20 protein-coding genes and 1 pseudogene are annotated in these 19,376 nt (G+C 54.0%); 16 read left to right on the top strand and 5 right to left on the bottom strand.

Annotated features, from left to right (window positions below; translation table 11 throughout):
- The 3 genes and pseudogenes from psaB to H6F43_RS07915 all read left to right on the top strand — a co-directional run.
- Positions 1–897: pseudogene (gene psaB / locus H6F43_RS07925) on the top strand (photosystem I chlorophyll a apoprotein A2); the annotation flags it as partial.
- 220 nt (positions 898–1,117) lie between these two features.
- Complete coding sequence (locus tag H6F43_RS07920) at positions 1,118–1,594, top strand: GNAT family N-acetyltransferase (protein WP_190342256.1); 477 nt, start codon at positions 1,118–1,120, stop codon at positions 1,592–1,594.
- 174 nt (positions 1,595–1,768) lie between these two features.
- Positions 1,769–1,960: a hypothetical protein gene (locus H6F43_RS07915; RefSeq protein ID WP_190342255.1), complete on the top strand. Its 192-nt coding sequence runs from the start codon at positions 1,769–1,771 to the stop codon at positions 1,958–1,960.
- A gap of 45 nt (positions 1,961–2,005) precedes the next feature.
- Here H6F43_RS07915 and H6F43_RS07910 read toward each other — a convergent pair whose 3' ends face one another.
- Both H6F43_RS07910 and H6F43_RS07905 read right to left on the bottom strand, forming a co-directional pair.
- On the bottom strand, positions 2,006–2,962 hold the full coding sequence (locus H6F43_RS07910; protein ID WP_190342254.1) for an isoaspartyl peptidase/L-asparaginase: 957 nt from the start codon (positions 2,960–2,962) through the stop codon (positions 2,006–2,008).
- Positions 2,963–3,272: 310 nt separating this feature from the next.
- Positions 3,273–3,431, bottom strand: a complete 159-nt coding sequence (locus H6F43_RS07905; RefSeq protein WP_190342253.1) for a DUF2256 domain-containing protein — start codon at positions 3,429–3,431, stop codon at positions 3,273–3,275.
- Positions 3,432–3,498: 67 nt separating this feature from the next.
- Between H6F43_RS07905 and H6F43_RS07900 the strand changes: the two genes are divergently transcribed.
- Positions 3,499–4,260, top strand: a complete 762-nt coding sequence (locus tag H6F43_RS07900; protein ID WP_190342258.1) for a TrmJ/YjtD family RNA methyltransferase — start codon at positions 3,499–3,501, stop codon at positions 4,258–4,260.
- Between the two features lie 71 nt (positions 4,261–4,331).
- Positions 4,332–5,858: a serine hydrolase gene (locus H6F43_RS07895; protein WP_190342252.1), complete on the top strand. Its 1,527-nt coding sequence runs from the start codon at positions 4,332–4,334 to the stop codon at positions 5,856–5,858.
- Positions 5,859–5,866: 8 nt separating this feature from the next.
- Here the strand turns inward: H6F43_RS07895 and obgE are convergent, their stop codons facing one another.
- The 3 genes from obgE to H6F43_RS07880 form a co-directional block, all read right to left on the bottom strand.
- Entirely contained in the window at positions 5,867–6,925 is a 1,059-nt protein-coding gene (obgE, locus tag H6F43_RS07890) for a GTPase ObgE (protein WP_190342251.1), read from the bottom strand.
- A gap of 210 nt (positions 6,926–7,135) precedes the next feature.
- Positions 7,136–7,507: a hypothetical protein gene (locus tag H6F43_RS07885; RefSeq protein WP_190342250.1), complete on the bottom strand. Its 372-nt coding sequence runs from the start codon at positions 7,505–7,507 to the stop codon at positions 7,136–7,138.
- A gap of 68 nt (positions 7,508–7,575) precedes the next feature.
- Positions 7,576–9,318: an AarF/UbiB family protein gene (locus H6F43_RS07880; RefSeq protein ID WP_190342249.1), complete on the bottom strand. Its 1,743-nt coding sequence runs from the start codon at positions 9,316–9,318 to the stop codon at positions 7,576–7,578.
- 545 nt (positions 9,319–9,863) lie between these two features.
- Between H6F43_RS07880 and H6F43_RS07875 the strand changes: the two genes are divergently transcribed.
- From H6F43_RS07875 to H6F43_RS07825, 11 genes are all read left to right on the top strand, one after another.
- Positions 9,864–10,961, top strand: coding sequence for an ABC transporter permease (locus tag H6F43_RS07875; RefSeq protein WP_190342248.1), 1,098 nt, complete (start codon positions 9,864–9,866; stop codon positions 10,959–10,961).
- Positions 10,962–11,054: 93 nt separating this feature from the next.
- Complete coding sequence (locus H6F43_RS07870; protein WP_190342247.1) at positions 11,055–12,005, top strand: ABC transporter permease; 951 nt, start codon at positions 11,055–11,057, stop codon at positions 12,003–12,005.
- Between the two features lie 39 nt (positions 12,006–12,044).
- Positions 12,045–13,613 (top strand): ABC transporter ATP-binding protein, encoded by a 1,569-nt coding sequence (locus tag H6F43_RS07865; RefSeq protein ID WP_190342246.1) that lies wholly within the window; start codon positions 12,045–12,047, stop codon positions 13,611–13,613.
- 48 nt (positions 13,614–13,661) lie between these two features.
- Entirely contained in the window at positions 13,662–14,354 is a 693-nt protein-coding gene (locus H6F43_RS07860) for an isochorismatase family cysteine hydrolase (protein ID WP_190342245.1), read from the top strand.
- Positions 14,355–14,428: 74 nt separating this feature from the next.
- Complete coding sequence (locus H6F43_RS07855; RefSeq protein ID WP_190342244.1) at positions 14,429–15,379, top strand: RluA family pseudouridine synthase; 951 nt, start codon at positions 14,429–14,431, stop codon at positions 15,377–15,379.
- Positions 15,380–15,933: 554 nt separating this feature from the next.
- Positions 15,934–16,458 carry a phycocyanin subunit beta gene (locus H6F43_RS07850; protein WP_190342243.1) on the top strand — a complete coding sequence of 175 codons (525 nt, stop codon included), beginning with the start codon at positions 15,934–15,936 and terminating at the stop codon, positions 16,456–16,458.
- 107 nt (positions 16,459–16,565) lie between these two features.
- Positions 16,566–17,054, top strand: a complete 489-nt coding sequence (gene cpcA / locus H6F43_RS07845) for a phycocyanin subunit alpha (RefSeq protein WP_190342242.1) — start codon at positions 16,566–16,568, stop codon at positions 17,052–17,054.
- A gap of 123 nt (positions 17,055–17,177) precedes the next feature.
- Complete coding sequence (locus H6F43_RS07840; protein ID WP_242025411.1) at positions 17,178–18,068, top strand: phycobilisome linker polypeptide; 891 nt, start codon at positions 17,178–17,180, stop codon at positions 18,066–18,068.
- A gap of 122 nt (positions 18,069–18,190) precedes the next feature.
- On the top strand, positions 18,191–18,535 hold the full coding sequence (locus H6F43_RS07835) for a phycobilisome linker polypeptide (protein ID WP_190342241.1): 345 nt from the start codon (positions 18,191–18,193) through the stop codon (positions 18,533–18,535).
- Between the two features lie 42 nt (positions 18,536–18,577).
- Positions 18,578–18,826, top strand: a complete 249-nt coding sequence (locus H6F43_RS07830; RefSeq protein WP_190342240.1) for a phycobilisome linker polypeptide — start codon at positions 18,578–18,580, stop codon at positions 18,824–18,826.
- A 29-nt stretch (positions 18,827–18,855) separates the two neighbouring features.
- On the top strand, positions 18,856–19,376 hold a 521-nt coding region (locus tag H6F43_RS07825; RefSeq protein ID WP_190342239.1), incomplete at its 3' end, for a HEAT repeat domain-containing protein.

The raw sequence follows: 19,376 nt of genomic DNA, 5'->3' as shown, positions 1-19,376 counted from the left end.
GATGTGCAGGTTGCCTTCGGTGCGGCTGAAAAGCAAATCCTGATTGAGCCGGTGTTTGCTCAGTTCATTCAGGCGTCCCACGGTAAGGTGGTCTACGGCATGAATGCCTTGCTGTCTAATCCAGACAGTATTGCGACCACCGCTTGGCCCAACTACGGCAACGTGTGGCTACCGGGCTGGCTGGATGCGATCAACAACGGCACCAACTCGCTGTTCTTGACGATTGGTCCTGGCGACTTCCTGGTTCACCACGCGATCGCGCTGGGTCTGCATGTCACCACGCTGATTTGTGTCAAAGGTGCGCTGGACGCTCGCGGCAGCAAACTAATGCCTGACAAGAAGGACTTCGGCTTTACCTTCCCTTGCGATGGTCCGGGTCGAGGTGGCACTTGCCAAACCTCTGCTTGGGAGCAGTCCTTCTATCTGTCCATCTTCTGGATGCTGAACACGATCGGCTGGGTCACGTTCTACTGGCACTGGAAGCACATGGCGATCTGGTCTGGTAATGTGTCGCAGTTCAATGAAAGCTCCACATACCTGATGGGTTGGCTACGTGACTACCTGTGGCTGTACTCCAGCCCGCTGATCAACGGCTACAACCCGTACGGCATGAATAACCTAGCGGTTTGGGCTTGGATGTTCCTCTTTGGACACTTGGTCTGGGCAACTGGATTCATGTTCCTGATCGCTTGGAGAGGCTACTGGCAAGAGCTGATCGAAACTCTGGTCTGGGCGCACGAGCGTACGCCTTTAGCTAACCTGCTTCGTTGGAAAGACAAGCCTGTGGCTCTGTCGATCGTTCAAGGCTGGTTGACGGGTCTCGTTCACTTTACAGTGGGCTATATCCTCACCTACGCTGCCTTCCTGATTGCTTCAACCGCTGGTAAATTTGGTTGACGTAGTTAGTTGGCTAGATAGCTAATAAAAATCCCCTGCCTCACGGTGGGGGATTTTTGCTTGCGTTGGTATCACGGGAAAGCGATCGCCGTTTGGAATATGCCGCGAGCATTTGGGGTGATGTACTATCCCCTTATTTGCTGCTGAAGGATTGCTGCTAAAGAATTTTCGTTTGCAGCACCCTGCGCTACAAATCATTACGGTTCATCTCAACAAACCCATGCTGATTCGACAGGCTACCGTGAACGATTCTGAGGCGATCGTGTACTTTATCCGCTCAATGCTGCAAGATTTAGCTGCAATCAACGGACAGGCGGTAAACCCAGATGCAACAGTTTGGTCAAACTTTCTCACACGAGTTGTTGCAGAAATCGAGGAACCTAATGAGCTGTATTTATGCGCCGAGAGTGATGGTGAAATCGTGGGATACCTTGAAGGCTCGATCGTTCAAGCTTTCGAGCTATATGTGCCAGTCAAGAGCTTTCATGTCAGCGTTGTATATGTACTTCCCAAAAACAGAAGGTTGGGGATTGCAACGAGATTGATTGAGACCGCTTTACAGTGGTCAGGCGAAAAAGGATGCCAAGAAGCTAACCTAAATGTCCTGGTTCAAAATGAAGCACAATATCTGTACGAGAAGCTTGGATTTAGCGTCGCTGAGTACAAGATGAAACGGCAAATCTCTAATCCTAACTAACACCCGTTTAGATTCTAGGTTGGCAACCCGAGGTTATAAATGTCTGACTAAATGGGTGTTTTTAGCAGTTATTTGCTGCGTCTATTTCTCGGGTTCTTATCAAAGTTTCATCATCACAGAAGCTTGAGGCATTGTAGGAAACTTAAGCTAAACAAATCTAACCCTCTTGTACTGATGGCAGAGAAAGGAAAGAAAACACCAGAAGTACGAGTGTACCTACCCGACGACTTAAACAAGATCGTCCGCACCATCGCCGCAATGCGTGATGAGTCAATTAGCGCCATTGTTACTCAAGCGTTGGAGCTGTGGCTGATTCAGCCTGAGCAACAAGAACTCATCGATCGACACAATCTAGAGGATTTATAGGGTCTGCGCCCAGTTGTAGCGCAACGGCAAGTTGAGTACGCAGCGCTACTTCACAAATCCGACCAAGCTGCCATCGTTCCACTCCAGCGTGTCGCCGATCGTGTCGCCCGTGTGGTAGCCCGCTAGCAGCACCTCACTCGTTTTACCCCACGCAATCGCGCCCGCTGCATCAAGTCCGATTGCGCCCAAATCTCGCTGGTTTTGGTATGCCTCTTTGAACGATCGCTCAAACGCCGCTTGGAGCGAGGCTCCATCCGTCACGCGCACCGCAATTCGAGCCGCGAGGCACTCATTAATGATGTCTTCCCCAATACCCGTGCAGCTAATTGCGGATTGGGACGTCGCGTAATTTCCGGCAGGCATCGCAGAGTCACTAACGCGCCCTATCCGCTCGAAGCCTTTGCCGCCTGTCGAGGTGCCCGCCGCAAGCTGTCCAAAACTGTCCAGAACGACCACGCCGATCGTGCCGCGTCCAGCCGTTTCCTCAACAAGTTCCCGTTCTGCAACAACGCCTGCCATTTCCTTCGAGAAGTTGCCCTGCCGCTCTAGAATCCACTCCTGCAAGCGAATTTCGGTCAGGGGGTCGTACGCAGGCAGCTCTAGCTCCCGCAGCAGCTCCGCCGCTCCGTGATCGGACAAAATGCGATCGGGCGAATCCTGTAGCGCCTGCGCCAGCAGAATTGGGTTCTGCACGCGAGAGACATTGATCACGCCGCTAAAGCGCTGAGCGGCTCCGTCCATTAGGGCAGCACTCATGCGAATTTGTCCATCGGATTGCAGCACTGACCCCGTTCCTGCATTAAAGCGAGGATCGTCCTCCAAAAGCTGACAGCCTTTAACCACTGCTTCAGTCGCTGATGCACCTGCCAGCAGCAGCGGATAGACCTCCTTCAGCACCATGTAGAGCGACTGTCGTACAACCTCAACGCCGCCTTTCCCTTTGAGCGAGCTGCCCGCTCCTCCATGAATAATCAGCTTTGGCTGCACGCGGTCATTGGACATGGGTAGAACCTCGAAATGGGTAAGCTGTTAGCTATTAGTGGTTAGTAGATGAGTATGGCACGGTTGGCTAGCCGCAATGGTCGATCGCTAACATTCCCCACAGACTTTCTATTAGCGAACAGCTATGGCGGTTCTTGCTCCGCTGAGGAACACTCGGCTCCCCTTTCTCGAATGCCGCAGGCTGTAGCCTCTCCGTCTCGCAGAGGAAGCAAAATCTTCCCTTCCCTTGCAGGAGGCAGAGATAGGTTCTGTAGGTGTACCTCACTAAATTGGGAAACGCTATGAGGGCTGCTCACCGCGCTGCTCACCGCTAAGAATCACTGGCTTGCGATCGCCGCCGCCGACAGCGTTCGGAGCAATACTTCACCTCATCCCAGCAATCTTCCCATTTTTTGCGCCAGGTAAAAGGGCGATCGCAGACAGGACAAATTTTGGTCGGCAAATCGGATTTAGAGCGAGCACGCGGCATAGACGCTGAATCAACGTGTAGGGTGGAGGTAGCAACGAATTGCGTTACAGGTCTTAACCTAGCATTGATTGAAATAGCTGCCTTGAAGAGCGTGCGGATTGTCTTAGTCGAACCTGCGGGTCCGCTGAATGTGGGGTCGATCGCCCGCGTGATGAAAAATATGGGGCTGAGTCAGCTTGTACTCGTCAAGCCACACTGTGATCCCCTCGGTGAAGAAGCGCGTCAGATGGCAGTTCACGCTGCGGATGTCTTAGAAGCGGCCCAGATTGTGGACAGCTTGCCAGACGGACTGCGAGGCTGCCAACGAGCGATCGGGACCACAGGACGTCCCCGCGCTGACACGGTTCTAGAGCATCCCAGAACCGCGCTACCCTGGCTGCTAACTGACGCCGAAACCGCACTGATCTTTGGTCCTGAAGACCGGGGCTTAAGCAACGACGAACTCAGCTACGCGCAGCGCTTCATTGGTATCCCAGCGAATCCGATGTATCCGGCATTAAATTTGGCGCAGGCAGTTGCCATTTGCTGCTATGAACTGACGCAGGTAGCTGAGATAGAGAGACCGGACGATCGCGCCTCCGAACTAGTTCCTCTGCGCGATGCCGTTACGTCCGAGCCGCCCGCGTCGCTGGACGTGCTCGAGGGATATTATCAACAGCTCGAAGCCGTTCTGTTGCAGATTGGCTACCTCTATCCCCACACCGCCGACAGCCGCATGAAAAAATTTCGCCGCTTGTTTAATCGCGCCTTGCCGTCTGAGACGGAGGTAGCAATGCTACGTGGAATTCTTAGCCAAGTTGAATGGGCAATGAAATCTAAAGCAGATTAAAGAATTTTTTAAGAGGCTTTCGTCTACAATGCTGGTTAACTTTTTCCGTCGCAACCTGATCGGAGTCGAGTATGCCACCAAGGGATCTGTCGCGCCAACTGCGGAACCGCGATTCTGCCGCGCTGAATCGATCGTCTAACCTAGCGGGGAAGCCTCGGCAGTTCCCATCCCAAACTCGCCTTGGGCAATCAAGCCCGGGTTCTGCTGCCCGCAGCACCAGTCCAAAGCAGCATTGGTGGAACCAGCTGTTTGGGCAGGACCGTCGATCGCGACGGCGTCAGCTTTACAGTTCCACCCAGCGAACAGTGCCGACAGAGCGTTCCCCATTGCGGAGCCGATCCTCGACGGCAACGGTGCTGCAGTTCGATCAGCCAACTCGGCTACAAACGTCGCGCCGCGTAGGACCGTCCTCTACACGTCAAGACCCGCGCGATCGTCCGCTATCCCTAGTTGAAAACCGCTCGGGTAAGCAGTCTGGAATCGGAACGGTAACAGCATTCCGAGATCCGGCTCGTCGGCGATCGCGCCCGCGCAGTCGCGGCGTTTCAGCGGCGCTCTACGCAACCCGAATGCTGATTTTTAGCGTCGGCGTTGGTGTCCTAGCTGGAACGATTCTATCGGCATGGGACCCGGCAAGTCGCGCTCCGGCTGGAGCCTCGCAGCAAGCAAATAAAGCCAGCGTTGCGGCTTCCACCCAAGCTCCTCCCCAGCAGCCTTCTCTAGGAGCGGAACTCGCTCCGCTCAAGCCAGCCCTGCAAGCCCTCGCTACCCAGAATGCACCACAGGTAGCGCCCGGCATTTTCCTGCTGGATTTAGACGGCAACGCCTACGTTGATGTCAACGGCTCTACCTCATTCTCAGCCGCTAGCACGATCAAGGTGCCCGTGTTGATTGCCTTTTTCCAGGATGTAGATGCGGGCAAAATTCGGCTGGATGAGCTGCTGATCATGCAGAAGGAGTTAATCGCGTCCGAGTCGGGCGATATGCAGTACCAGCCGCCAGGAACGCAGTTTTCTGCCTTGGAAACCGTTACAAAAATGATCACCATCAGCGATAACACGGCGACAAATATGGTGATTACACGATTGGGTGGCATTGCAGCGCTAAATCAGCGATTTAAGTCGTGGGGACTCACCTCGACGGTGATTAACAACAACCTGCCGGACTTGGAAGGCACGAACACGACCAGTCCTAAAGATATGGTGCTGCTGATGGCGCGGCTGAGTCAGGGTGACTTTGTGTCGATGCGATCGCGCGATCGCCTGTTAGACATCATGCAGAAGGTGGAAACCGACTCCCTGCTGCCGCGTGGCTTGGGCGATGGGGCTGCCATCTCTCACAAGACCGGAGATATCGGTTCGATGGTGGGCGATGTCGGGCTAGTAGACTTACCCAACGGCAAGCGCTACGCGATCGCGGTGCTAGTCAAGCGCCCCTTCAACGACTCCCGCGCCCAGGATCTCATTCGTCAGATCTCTCGCACCACCTATCAGTTCTTTAACCGTCCGGCAGGCGTACAGGCAAACGCGCTTCCTCCTGTAACCCCTGCGGCGAGGGACGCCGCAGATGGCCCCGCTCAATCCGACGCCCCGCAGTAGTCCATTCGCTACGCGAGCAGCGAATCGCGCGATTCGCTGCTCAACGGCGCAACGGCTTCATCGACTTCTAGCTGCTCTAGCTGCTCTAGCTCCTGCCAGATCTTGCGCAGTAAAGCATCTAAGCCAGCACGTGTCACCGCGGAAATTTGAAATACAGCAGATTGAGTCAGATCCTGTAGGCGCTCAACCAGCGCAATTAGCTCGTCGGGCTCTACGGCATCGATCTTGTTCAACGCCAAAATTTGTGGGCGATCGGCTAAACCGCGTCCGTAAGCGCCAAGCTCTTGCTGAATCGTTTGGTAGTCCGAGATCGGGTCTTCCCCTGTCGCATCGATCAGATGCAACAGTAGGCGAGTCCGCTCCACGTGCCGCAGAAAGTCGTGCCCCAGTCCCACGCCGAGGTGAGCACCCTCAATCAGTCCGGGAATATCTGCAAACACGGTGCCGTCTCCGCTTGGTTTACGAACAACGCCAAGATTCGGCACCAGCGTGGTGAAGGGGTAGTTAGCGATTTTGGGTCGGGCGGCAGAAAGCGCCGCAATCAGGGTTGACTTCCCGGCATTGGGTAACCCAATGATGCCAACTTCTGCCAGCAGCTTTAGTTCCAGCCGCAGCGATCGTACGTCTCCGGGCAGCCCCGGCAGAGCTTTTTCTGGCGCACGATTGTGATTACTGAGGAAATGCTGATTGCCGAGTCCACCTTTACCGCCCCGCGCGACACAAAAGGTTTGCTCCGGCTCTACAAGATCGCCCAGCAGCTCGTTCGTGTCAGCGTTGTAGATCATCGTGCCACAGGGAACTTCAATGACGCGATCGCGCCCTGCGGCTCCCGTGCGGTTATTAGGTCCGCCGCGTGCCCCGTTGTCAGCCTTAAAGATGTGGTTGTACTGGAAATCCAGTAGCGTTTGCAAATTTTGTACGGCTTTGAGAAAAACTGACCCACCTCTACCACCATTGCCGCCAGACGGTCCTCCGGTGGGCACATATTTCTCGCGCCGGAAAGCAACGAGTCCGTCGCCGCCGTCGCCTGCTTGTACCTGGATTTCTGCCTGGTCAATAAATTGCATGAGAGTGTCTTAATTCGGTCTTACTTGATCATAGAGAATACGCCGTTGAATGACCGAAACTAACCGAACTCGCGTTAGTTTCGGTCAGCTGCGCTACTTCGACTCAAAAGGATTCCTGCCAATGCCAGCAGCGGCAGCACTACAAGCACAGCCGCTGCGATCACCCAGCATTGGCCCAGAAGCTTCGAAGCAATCGTGGCTCTGAAGTCCCTACAGCGAATCGAGATCCAGCGCTTTCGAGCCGCCGCGCTCTAGCTGCACCAGAATTTTGCTGAGTTGCGACCAGACTAGCCAACCAATAAACAGCGTTAGCGGAACGGAAACCGCGTAAGCAAGCTGAGTAGAAAATCCAAAGACTTCCATTCCTGACGACAAAAACAAGCAGACGCCAAACACAATTCCCATAAACGGAAGAAACAGCGGCATTCCTTGCATGTTGGCTAGAGTGCGCGTCGATCGATTTTTTGCCCATTCTTGAACGGACTGCTTCAATACCGCCTCAAATGCAGCGCCCGACGCCAAACTTACAAGGAAGCCAGCAACCAGCAGGAAATATGGGGGATCAGGAATGGAATAATACACGGGCAGTCCTCTTCACGGGTAGGGTACAGAGAACAGGGTACAAGAAGGACGGCAGCCAGGGGAAGCACTTACTCCCGACGCAGAAACGCAGACGGAAGCAACGCGGCGGTTCCAGCCGTCGAGAACTCTGTCAGCGCCTCGATCGCAGCACCCCACAGGCGAGCGGGTTGCAGATCGTCTTTGATCAGCTCCCACAGCCGCTGAACCTCTTCTGTATGCAGACGATTGTCTTCGGTCAGGGCAATGAGCAACTGGCGACGCAGGAACTTGCCCTCCTCAGAGAGGAGGTACTGTATTCCCAGTTGTGCCGTTGGCAGCAGATCAAATTGACCATCGCTGCGGGCGATCGCGATCAAATTCTCTAGGCGCTCCCACTGGAACTTGCCATCCTTGAACAGCACTTCTAGCAGACGACGACGCAGCGCCGGAGACTCTCCAGTTAGCAGACGTTTCGCTACGTAGGGATAGGCAACCTCAACGATCTTGAAGTTGGGATTCAGAGTCAGCGCCAAGCCTTCCTGAGTAATCAGCGATCGAATGATTAGCGCGAACTTCGCGGGTAAACGGAACGGATAGTCATACATCAGCTCCGAGAAACGATCAGTGATCGTCTTAAAGTTGAAGTTCTGAACGCTTTCGCCCACAATGTCGCCGAGCACCGCTTCAAGCGCCGGCATGATCGGGCGAATGTCGGTATCCGGCGTTAGAAAGCCCAGCTTGACAAAATCGTGTGCCAGTTCGGCGTAGTCTTTGTTGATTAGATGAACTACGGCGTCCACGAGGGTTTCTTTGGCAGATTCCTCTAGCTGATCCATCATGCCAAAGTCGATATACGCCATTTGCGCCTCAAGCTGCTGAGAGGAATTGGCAATTTGCCCATTCTCCACCGTGCAGTGGGGTGCCATCGCAAATAAGTTGCCTGGATGCGGATCGGCGTGGAAAAAACCAAATTCGAGTAGCTGCCGCAAGCCCGCTGTAACGCCAATTTGAATCAGAGCATTGGTATCCAGTCCGGCTTCCTGAATGCGATCGGTGTCTGTTAGTTTAAAGCCATGAATCCACTCCAGCGTCAAAACGCGCTGGCTGCTGTAGCGCCAGTAGATTGCTGGCACCTTAACAGTCGAGTCGTCACGGAAATTAGTTGCGAACTTTTCGGCGTTGCGTCCTTCGTTGAGGTAGTCAATTTCCTCGAATAGCTTGGTGCCGAACTCATCCACAATCAGCGTCAGATCGTGCCCCAAGTTCAGTGGTAGCCAGGGACCGAACTGATTCGCCGCCCAGCGCATCAGATATAAATCCAGCGTCATCACAGGTAGAAGATGGGGGCGCTGAACTTTAACGGCAACTTCTTCACCGCTGTGCAGACGAGCGCGGTACACCTGACCCAAACTGGCAGCGGCCACAGGTTCAGGAGAAATTTGGCTGAAGCTGTCTGGGATCGATCGCCCAAGTTCACGCTCCACAATGCTGAAGGCAAGAGGGGTGGAAAAGGGCGGAAGCTGATCTTGCAGTTTGACTAATTCATCGAGGAAGTCTTTGCGAACAAGGTCGGGTCGCGTGGAAAGCGCCTGACCGACCTTAATAAACGTTGGACCAAGGCGGATTAAAATGCGGCGAAGTTGCCTCGCACGCTTTGGCAAATTTTCCGTTTCCTGAAGCTGCCATGCGTCCCACCTCAGGCTTAAGAAAAAGCCTAAGAAAGACAGGGCGACACGGAGCGCCCGCCAGATGGCTCGCCAGGGGCGATAGCGATAATATTGAGCGATCGCGCTCGCATCGTAGCGGCGCAAATTGGGGGAAGGCTGACCCACGCTGACCTTTACCTCTCTAACAATCACACTTTAGGATGTTGAGGGCAACGCTGCGAGTCAGCTAAAGCCCCCGATTGACAACAGGTCGCCCAGATACAGTTTCGGACTGTAAATGGCTGCCTGGACTTGCATTTCTACTTCTTAACTCTAACATACGAAAGTATACGAAACTACAAACAACTCCGCGATTTATTGACTCCTTATAAACTTGCGTTTCAATCTTCATTCGGACCGCTGCAATACGAATTTGAAGCAAAAAGTTGGAGACTGCTTAAAGCTGACGGGGCAACTGTTTACAGCAGGGTTGGATCACTCCGTCACCTGACACGGACGCCGTTGCAAACCGTCAAATGTGACACACTCTAGCCCATGTTTTTCTACTAGGCTGGCAGAAACCTGCTGAGTTACCTGCATGAATCCGCATCTGTGAGGCGTCTATGTAGTATTGGCAGGTCTAACGCTGCATACTGAGTTGCACATCCCATTAGGCGCAGGGTAATTGGGTCGCTAAATAAGTTCGCTAATACGGATCGATGGTGAGAGTCATGGTGCGGTATTCTCAATGGCGCAAGACTGCGGAAGCGATCGCAATCCCGATCGCGGCGCTTCTATTTTCGCTGGTGCTGTTTGGCGCTTTTTGCGCCGCAGCGGGAGCCAACCCATTTGCTGTGTATGGCGCAATCTACAAAGCCGCCTTTGGCAGTTGGTTTTCCTTCCAGAACACGCTGATTCGGGCAGCACCGCTGATGCTAACGTCGCTCTGTACGGCGTTGCCCGCTCGGTTAGGACTGATGATCATTGGCAACGAGGGCGCACTGGTCATTGGTGGCATTGGTGCGGTGATTGCCGGACTCACCGTTGGACCCACTGCACCACCCGTTGTCACTCAGATTGCAATGGCGATCGCAGGCATTGTAGCGGGCGGTGTCTGGATCGCGATTGTGGGAGCGCTGCGGCACTACCGCGCTGTTAATGAAACGATCAGCAGCCTGCTAATGAATTACATCGCGATCGCCCTGCTAAATCATCTAGTCGGCGGACCGATGAAGGATCCCAGTTCGCTCAACAAACCTTCGAGCTACCCGATTCCCGACGTGGCTAAGCTGGGCTCACTTCCATTCACGCGCATTCATTACGGGTTGATTTACGGGTTGATTGCCTGCGCGATCGCCTATTTCCTAATTCAGAAAACAACTTTTGGATTTGCAGCCCGAACGGCTGGTGGCAACGTTAAAGCGGCGCGAATCGCTGGATTGCCCGTGGGCAAGCTGACGATTATCATCTGCTTCCTGGCTGGCTCCTGCGCAGGACTAGCGGGCATGGTGGAAGTCGCAGCGGTTCACAGCCGAGCGAACGAGTCATTGGTCGCAGGCTACGGCTACGCAGGCATTCTGGTGGCGTTTGTTGCCCGATACAATCCGCTGGCAGCGAGTCTCGTAGCAATTCTGCTCGGCGGCATTCTGGCAAGCGGCGGCGCCCTCCAACGAACCCTGAACTTACCCGATGCAACGGTGCTCGTGTTTCAAGGACTCGTCTTCTTGGTGGTGCTGTTTAGCGATTCGCTCTATGGACGCCTCTCCCTCTTCAAAGAGCCTGAGCCGAAAAGTGACCCGCCTGCCTCATCGACCGCAGTTCCAATTTGAAGCTGTCAGTTGTTAGCCATTAGTTTTTGAAGACGCTATGGCTAACACGATCGACGCACAACTCATACCCAATAACGAGTTTGGAGAAACTGAATGGCAACAGAAGCAATAGGCTGGTGGGGCGTTCCTTTGGGCATTTTGGCAGGAACGCTACGGGGAAGCGCACCATTTTTGTTTGTCAGCCTAGGAGAGTGTCTGACGGAGAAAAGCGGCAAGATTAATCTGGGTCTAGAGGGCACGCTACTAGTGGGCGCAATGAGCGCCTACGCTGTGTCGTATTTGGCTCAGGACACGATCGGTCCTGCCCTGTCGCCGTGGCTAGGCGTGCTGGTGGCGGGCATTGCGGGTATGGGCATGGGCTTTATTCATGCATGGCTGTCCCAGCAGCCAAAGGTGAATGATGTGGCAGTAGGCATCGCCATGATTATCTTTGGCAGCGGGTTAGCCTTCTTTCTGGGCAAACCGTTCATTCAGCCACAAGCGCCACCGCTACCGACGATCGATCTCGGCGCATGGAGTTCCTCGCCGCAGCTACAGGCCGCACTCAAGATTAGTCCGCTGTTTTTGATCGGACTGCTGATTCCGTTTGCGATGCAGTGGTTCTTCAGAAACACGCGCTGGGGCTTATTTGTGCGGGCGGTTGGTGATAGTCCAGATGCAGCGCTGGCAATGGGCGTGTCGATCAAGCGGGTGCGGATGCTGTGCATTATTGCGGGCAGCTTCTTGGCAGGCATCGGCGGCGCGTACCTGTCGCTGGTCTATCCAGGTCTCTGGTCAGAGCGCATCTCCAGCGGTCAGGGACTCATGGCGGTGGCGCTAGTGATCTTTGCGCGCTGGAATCCGATCCAGTGTCTTTGGGCATCGCTGTTCTTTGGTGGAGCGCAGTCGATCGGTCCTGCTCTGCAAGCGATTGGCGTCGAGGGCGGCTACTACTTATTTAACGCCACGCCTTACATCCTGACGCTTCTAGTCATGGTAATTACCTGCTCACCCAAGAAGACGATTACAGGCGCACCCGGAGCGTTAGGAACGATTAACGGCTAGGAGAGTGTCCCTATTCCCCAACCCCCTGCGGAGGGCAAAATGACAGAAGTTGTAAACACCCAGTCTCATTCGATCGTGCGTAGCGCTCCTCATCCATCTGCGCCTCCCGAACTGCAAGTTGTCAACATGACAAAGCGCTTCGGCAGCTTAGTGGCACTAGACAACGTTTCAATGACGATTAAGCCCGGAACGTTCCACGCGCTGCTAGGTGAGAACGGAGCCGGAAAAAGCACGCTGGTTAAGTGCGTCATGGGATTTTACACGCCTACGTCTGGCGCGGTGCAGATCAACGGGCAGGTGTGCCAGATCAGCAGCCCTCGTGATGCTCACCAGTACGGCATCGGCATGGTGTACCAGCACTTTACGTCCGTTCCGGCGATGACCGTAGCAGAAAATTTGGTGCTGTCGCGCTTTGGTAGCGCCAACCTGATCAACTGGAAAGCGGAGTATGAGCAGCTAAGCGCGTTTATGCAAACGGCTCCGTTCAAGGTGCCGCTAGATGTGCCGATCGCCCAACTCGCCGCCGGACAAAAGCAAAAGCTCGAAATCCTCAAGCAGCTATACCTCCAGTGCAAAATTTTAATTTTGGATGAGCCAACTTCGGTGCTGACGCCGGGAGAGGCTGATGAAGTGCTGGGGCTAATTCGAGAGCAAGTGACGGACGGTAAACTGAGCGTTTTGCTGATTAGCCACAAGTTCCGAGAAGTCACCGCGTTTGTGGATGAAATTACGGTGCTCCGCAAAGGCAAATTTGCTGGACACGGACGTGTGCGCGACCTCAGCGTGGCAGACATGGCGGAAATGATGATGGGCGAAAAGCGACAGCCGCAGCCTGTCGAGAAAACAGTCCAAGCCGAATCGGTTCCGGTGCTGCAACTGAGTAATCTGCACGCTAACAAAGACAATGGGCTAGAAGCCGTTGGCGGCGTTAATTTGACCGTTCACACGGGCGAAATTGTCGGTATTGCCGGAATTTCTGGCAACGGACAGCGAGAACTGGTGGAGGTGTTGGCGGGGCAGCGTCCTGCGACCAGTGGGCAGGTGTTGATTAATGGAGAACCGTACAGCGCCACTCGGGCTGAGATGTCCAAGCATCGCGTGTTTGTACTGCCGGAGGAGCCACTGAAAAATGCCTGTGTGCCCCACATGAGCGTGGCAGAAAATCTGGCGCTGCGAACGTTCGATCGCCCCCCACAGGCTAAAGGTGGCATTCTGCTCGTGTTCAAAGCTATCCGCGACACCGCAGTGGGTCTGATCAACACGTTCAAAATAAAAACTCCCTCGCCAGAGACGCCCGTGAGCAATTTATCTGGCGGCAACGTCCAGCGCACGGTTCTGGCGCGAGAGTTACACTCCGACCATATCCAGCTTCTGATTGCCGCTAACCCCTGCTTTGGGTTAGATTTTGCGGCTGTGGACTACATTCATGGGCAAATTCTAGAAGCGCGAAATCGTGGCGTTGCGGTGCTGCTCGTCAGCGAGGATTTGGACGAGTTGCTGAAGCTGTCCGATCGCATTTTGGTGATTAGCGGCGGTCACTTCGCCTACGAAAGCCCAATTGAATCAGCAGATTTTGCCACGATTGGTCACAGCATGGCAGGACATTAGAGAATTCAAAATTAAGAATTCAAAATTCAAAATTTGATGGAGGTGCGCTTGGCGTCTATTTCGGCTCAGCCTTACGATTACGAGTTGCCAGAAGTTAGCCAGGTAGCCCTCGTTGTTATTGACATGCAGCGGGATTTTCTAGAACCAGGCGGATTTGGAGATGCACTGGGAAATGACGTAACGCGATTGCAGGCGATTGTTCCCACCCTAAAACGGCTCCTGGATGGCTTCCGAACCTTGCAATTGCCCATTATTCACACGCTGGAATGCCACCAGCCTGACCTCTCCGACTGCCCGCCCAGCAAAATTAAGCGCGGACGCAGCCGCTTGACGATCGGCGCTGAGGGACCGATGGGGCGGATTCTGGTGAAAGGCGAACCGGGAAACGGCATTATTGCTGAACTAGCACCACTTCCGGGTGAGTTTGTGATTCACAAACCGGGGAAGGGCGCGTTCTACAACACCGAGCTAGCGACTATTTTGCAGCAGCATTCGATTACGCATTTATTCATTACAGGCGTAACCACCGAAGTCTGTGTCCAGACCACAATGCGGGAGGCGAACGATCGCGGCTACGAGTGCCTCATGGTTGAAGACTGCACCGAGAGCTACTTTCCGGAGTTCAAGCAGGCAACGCTGGCGATGGTCCGCGCTCAAGGCGGCATCGTTGGCTGGACGGCAACCGCCGATCAGGTGCTGAAGGGTCTGGAGCAGTGGAAGCCCTCAACGGTGTTGGTATAGCTAACTACCCGCGATTAGCTCTTAGCAACTGGATTACACGGCACAATTGGAATTGCTCACATTTCTGGTTGAACGTGTCCTCACAAATTGAATTACAGGTCGAAGAGGCGGGAGAACGCCTTGATGTATATCTGGCAAATGAATTAACTGGCCTTTCACGATCGCGGCTGCAAAAGCTGATTACGGAGGGACAGGTGCAGCGAAACGGCACGTGCACCTCCAAAAAGGCGATTGTGCAAGTGGGCGACCACATTCAGGTCACAATCCCCGACGCCGCGCCACTGGACCTGCAACCCGAGGAAATCCCCCTCGACATTCTCTACGAGGACGACCACCTGCTGATTCTTAACAAGCCTGTGGGACTCGTCGTGCACCCCGCTCCAGGACATGCCAGCGGGACGCTGGTTAACGCGCTGCTAGCTCACTGCCGTACGCCCGATGGCAAAAGCACCCTTTCCGGCATTGGTGGCACTCAGCGTCCAGGAATCGTACATCGACTGGACAAAGACACCAGCGGAGCGATCGCCATTGCCAAAACCGACCTCGCGCATCATCACCTGCAACAGCAGTTTCAGAACAAAACGGCTCGCCGCGACTACCTAGCTGTGGTGTACGGTGCTCCTGCTGATCACGGCACGATCGACGCTCCCATCGGTCGCCATCCAGTAGACCGCAAAAAAATGGCGATCGTGCCCGAAACGGACGGAGGACGCCGCGCAGTCACTCACTGGCACGTAACCGAGCGCCTAGGCAACTACACGCTAATCACCTTTGAGCTAGAGACCGGACGAACCCACCAGATTCGGCTCCACGCGGCTCATATTGGACATCCTGTCGTGGGTGACCCACTGTACAGTTCTGGGCGATCGATCGGCGTTAACCTGCCAGGACAAGCGCTGCACGCGTGGCGGCTACGGCTGCACCATCCCATATCGAGCGAGCTGATTGAGGCGATCGCGCCGTTGCCCCACACCTTCACAACGCTGCAGGACGTCTTGCGAAGGCGCCATCTTCATCAAACTTAAACCTGTCTGCTCAAAGTAGATTTACATTCTGCAACAAATCAACGTCTATTCCTTCTTAAAATCTTTCCTGCTTAATTTGTTTACTTCTCTTTCTAGGACACGACTTCGAGGAAAATCTTCAGAATCCATGCTCAGTGAAATCTTACTAAATGCATCAACTTTATGTAACAGAATATTTCGATTTGTTTGAGCTGAAAGTTAGAGAACGCCCTCTACGTCTTGCATCCACGAATTATTTCTCCTACTTTGCGTAAGTTAACAACTTGTAATTAAAAATGCACCTAACGGCGTTGTATAAAGAGAACCTGAAGGGGATAGCAACAGGCAGATGGTAATTAAAGTGCTGATTCAGCATGGTTTCAGGTCTCTCATACAACTATGAAATTTTCTCAGATTTCTTAACTGTTCACCACGTTACAAACTTCATGTGCGAGTGAGCAGAGTGAGCGACGTGAGTTAGCGCCTTGCCATAGCGGTTGTTGAACCTTTCCAAACTGCTCCACAGTTTGAACCATCAAAAACCGAAACTCAACCAATTCTTAGGAGAAAAATCCATGCTAGACGCATTTGCCAAGGTTGTTTCTCAGGCTGATGCCAAGGGTGAATTCCTCAGCGGCGGTCAATTCGACGCTCTGACCAACCTGATCAAAGAAGGCAACAAGCGCATCGATGCGGTTAACCGCATCAGCACCAACGCTTCTAGCATCGTCACCGATGCCGCTCGTGCTTTGTTTGAAGAGCAGCCCCAGCTAATTGCTCCGGGTGGAAACGCTTACACGAACCGTCGTAATGCTGCTTGCCTGCGCGATATGGAAATCATTCTGCGCTACGTAACTTATGCATTGCTGGCTGGTGACTCTAGCGTTCTCGACGATCGCTGCCTGAACGGTCTGCGGGAAACCTACCAAGCTCTGGGCGTACCCGGTGGTTCGACCGCTGCTGGTGTCCAGAAAATGAAGGACATCGCAATTGCGATCGCGAACGACCCCAGTGCTCCTGGCATCGTTAAGGGTGATTGCAGTGCAGTTATCTCGGAACTGGCTAGCTACTTCGATCGTGCAGCTTCGGCAGTTGCTTAATTGCAGTTTGAATCGTTCCGGTTGGATGCGCTTATAGCATTTGAGCCGGATGGCTAATGGTTTTCACTAAAACTTTGCAGGACAACCCTTAGGGAGATATTTGAACAATGAAGACACCTATCACTGAAGCAATCGCATCCGCCGATACTCAAGGACGCTTTCTCGGCAACACTGAACTGCAAGCCGCAAACGGTCGCTTCGAGCAAGCCGTTGCTGGTCTGGAAGCCGCTCGCGCTCTGAGCCAAAACGCTCAGAAGCTAATCGACGGTGCAGCCAACGCGGTGTACCAGAAGTTTCCCTACACCACCCAAATGCAGGGTCCTCAGTACGCAGCGGATTCTCGCGGTAAGTCCAAGTGCGCTCGTGACATCGGTCACTACCTGCGCCTGGTGACCTACAGCTTGATTGCTGGCGGCACCGGTCCTCTGGATGAGTACCTGATTGCAGGTCTGGACGAAATCAACCGCGCTTACGAACTGTCCCCCAGCTGGTACGTTGAAGCGCTGAACCACATCAAGGCAAATCATGGTCTCAGTGGTCAAGCTGCGAACCAAGCCAACACCTACATCGATTACGCCATTAACGCGCTGAGCTAACGCTTAGCTGCGATGCCCGGAAGGGTCAGCGAGTGTTGGCGGTGCTAACGGTTGCTGAATCTTCCGGGCATTATTTTTCCGTTTCACTATAAAAATCTTAATGGTCGCTTTGGGGAAACAAGCATGGGCAATTTAATGGTTGGTTTAGAGGTAAACAATTTAGCGGCAGCCGGACCTTTGGGGTTGTCCGCTTTTGATGCTTCGTCAAGACTTGAACTGCGTCCAGACTGGACCGAAGACGAACTACAAACGGTGTTTCGCGGTGTATACCGTCAGGTGTTGGGCAATGACTACGTGATGAAGTCAGAGCGCCTGACCTCAGCAGAGTCGCTGCTGCGCCAAGGCAGCATCACTGTGCGCGACTTTGTGCGTGCAGTGGCTAAGTCGGATTTGTACAAAAACAAATTTTTCTATTCCAACTCAAATCAACGCTTTGTTGAACTCAACTTTAAACACCTGCTTGGTCGTCCTCCCTACGACGAGCGGGAATGGGCAGACCACACGGGTTTAGTTGAAGAACAAGGCTACGACGCAGAAATCGACTCGCATATCGACAGCGACGAGTACCAAAACAAATTCGGCAACAACGTTGTACCCTACTACACCGGATTCAAAGTGGAGCCGGGAGTTCGGACGGTTGGCTTTACGCGCCTGTTCCGGCTGTATCGCGGCTATGCAAGTAACGATCGAGGTCAAATCGGCGGCATCTCGCCGCGCCTGACTCGCGAGTTAGGTCAAAACACAGCATCGAATATTGCTCGCCCCTCTGGTGGCGGCTCTAGCTGGCGGCACACCGCAATTCCTCAAGACGCGGCTCCCCGGAAAGCCTTGGGCGGCACCAGTGAGGAAAGCGGACGGGTCTATCGCCTAGAAGTGACAGGCATTCTGCAACCGGGCTATCCCAAGGTTCGTCGCAGCAGCAACGCCATTCTGGTTCCCTACGAGCAACTGTCTCAGAAGATGCAGGAAATCGTTAAGCAGGGCGGCAGAATCGTCAGCGTTTCACGAGCTTAGAAATTAATTAGCAGTTAGCCAATTAGCCACTAGCGGCTCGTCTCTTAGCAACGGCTAAATCGATGATCGCTAGAAGCTAATTTCTAATTACTAATAAATGACTATTTAGGAGCTAAATTCACATGTTTGGTCAAGCCTCACTGGGAAGCAGCCGACTTACTGGCGCTGAAAATCGCATGTTCCGCTACGAAGTCGAGGGAATGCGACAGACGTACGAGAGCGACCAGCTCAGCTACCCAATTCGTAAGAGCGGCAGCTTTTTCATTACCGTGCCCTACAGCCGCATGAATGAAGAAATGCAGCGGATTCTGAAAATGGGCGGCAAGATTGTCAGCATTGAGCCTATGACGTTAGATGGCAACAGCAACGCCAAAACGGATGCCGTTACCGCTCATCAGGACGTAACGGCAGAAGGCAAAGGCACCGCGACCGAAGCTCAGCAAGTCACCGATGCGAAAGCAAAATAGCTATTAGCGTCATCCCCCTATCACGTTACAGGAGCGATCGCCATGTTTGGTCAGACCACCGTAGGAACGGGCGGCATTTCTTCGGCAGCGAGCCGCGTATTTCGCTACGAAATCGTCGGCTTGCGCCAGAACGAAGAAAACGACAAAAACAACTACAGCATCCGGCAAAGCGGCAGCGTATTCATTACGGTGCCCTACGCCCGGATGAGCGAAGAGATGCAGCGGATTACGCGCTTAGGCGGCAAGATTATCAAAATCGAGCCGCTGACTGCTGAAACCGCTCAGGCTTGAGCACGAGCGAACAAATTACCCAACGAACAATGGTGGAGTCAACGCAGGAACCCCAAGCTCAAAGCCTTACCGTAGAGCAGGCGATCGCCAATCTGCGCCATGAGGACTTGAGCTTGCGTTACTACGCGGCTTGGTGGCTCGGCAAGTTCCGGGTGCGTGACCCCGCTGCCATTGCCGCACTGACTGCAGCGCTAGAGGATGACGCAGATCGTACCGTGCTTGGAGGCTACCCGCTGCGACGTAATGCGGCGAGAGCACTGGGCAAGCTGGGCGATCGTAGCGCCGTACCTGGGCTGATTCGCTGTTTGGAGTGCTCAGACTTCTACGTGCGAGAAGCGGCAGCTCAATCGCTCGGAATGCTGGGCGATCCAAGCAGCGTTCCAGCCTTGACCGCGCTACTGGACGGCGGTGTTGCTGCCGCTCAGTTCGTTCCAGGACAACCCCATCTGACGCAACCCTGCGATGCGGCGATCGAAGCCTTGGGGCTGCTGTCTGCTGTGGAAACAGTGGACCTGATTCGTCCGTTTGTGGAGCACCCTGTCGCGCGAGT

Origin of the sequence: Leptolyngbya sp. FACHB-36, assembly GCF_014695955.1 — a bacterium.
In the GTDB taxonomy this organism is placed as follows: domain Bacteria; phylum Cyanobacteriota; class Cyanobacteriia; order Leptolyngbyales; family Leptolyngbyaceae; genus FACHB-36.
Note: the sequence above shows the minus strand (reverse complement) of the source record. Positions and strands in the feature narration are given on the sequence as shown.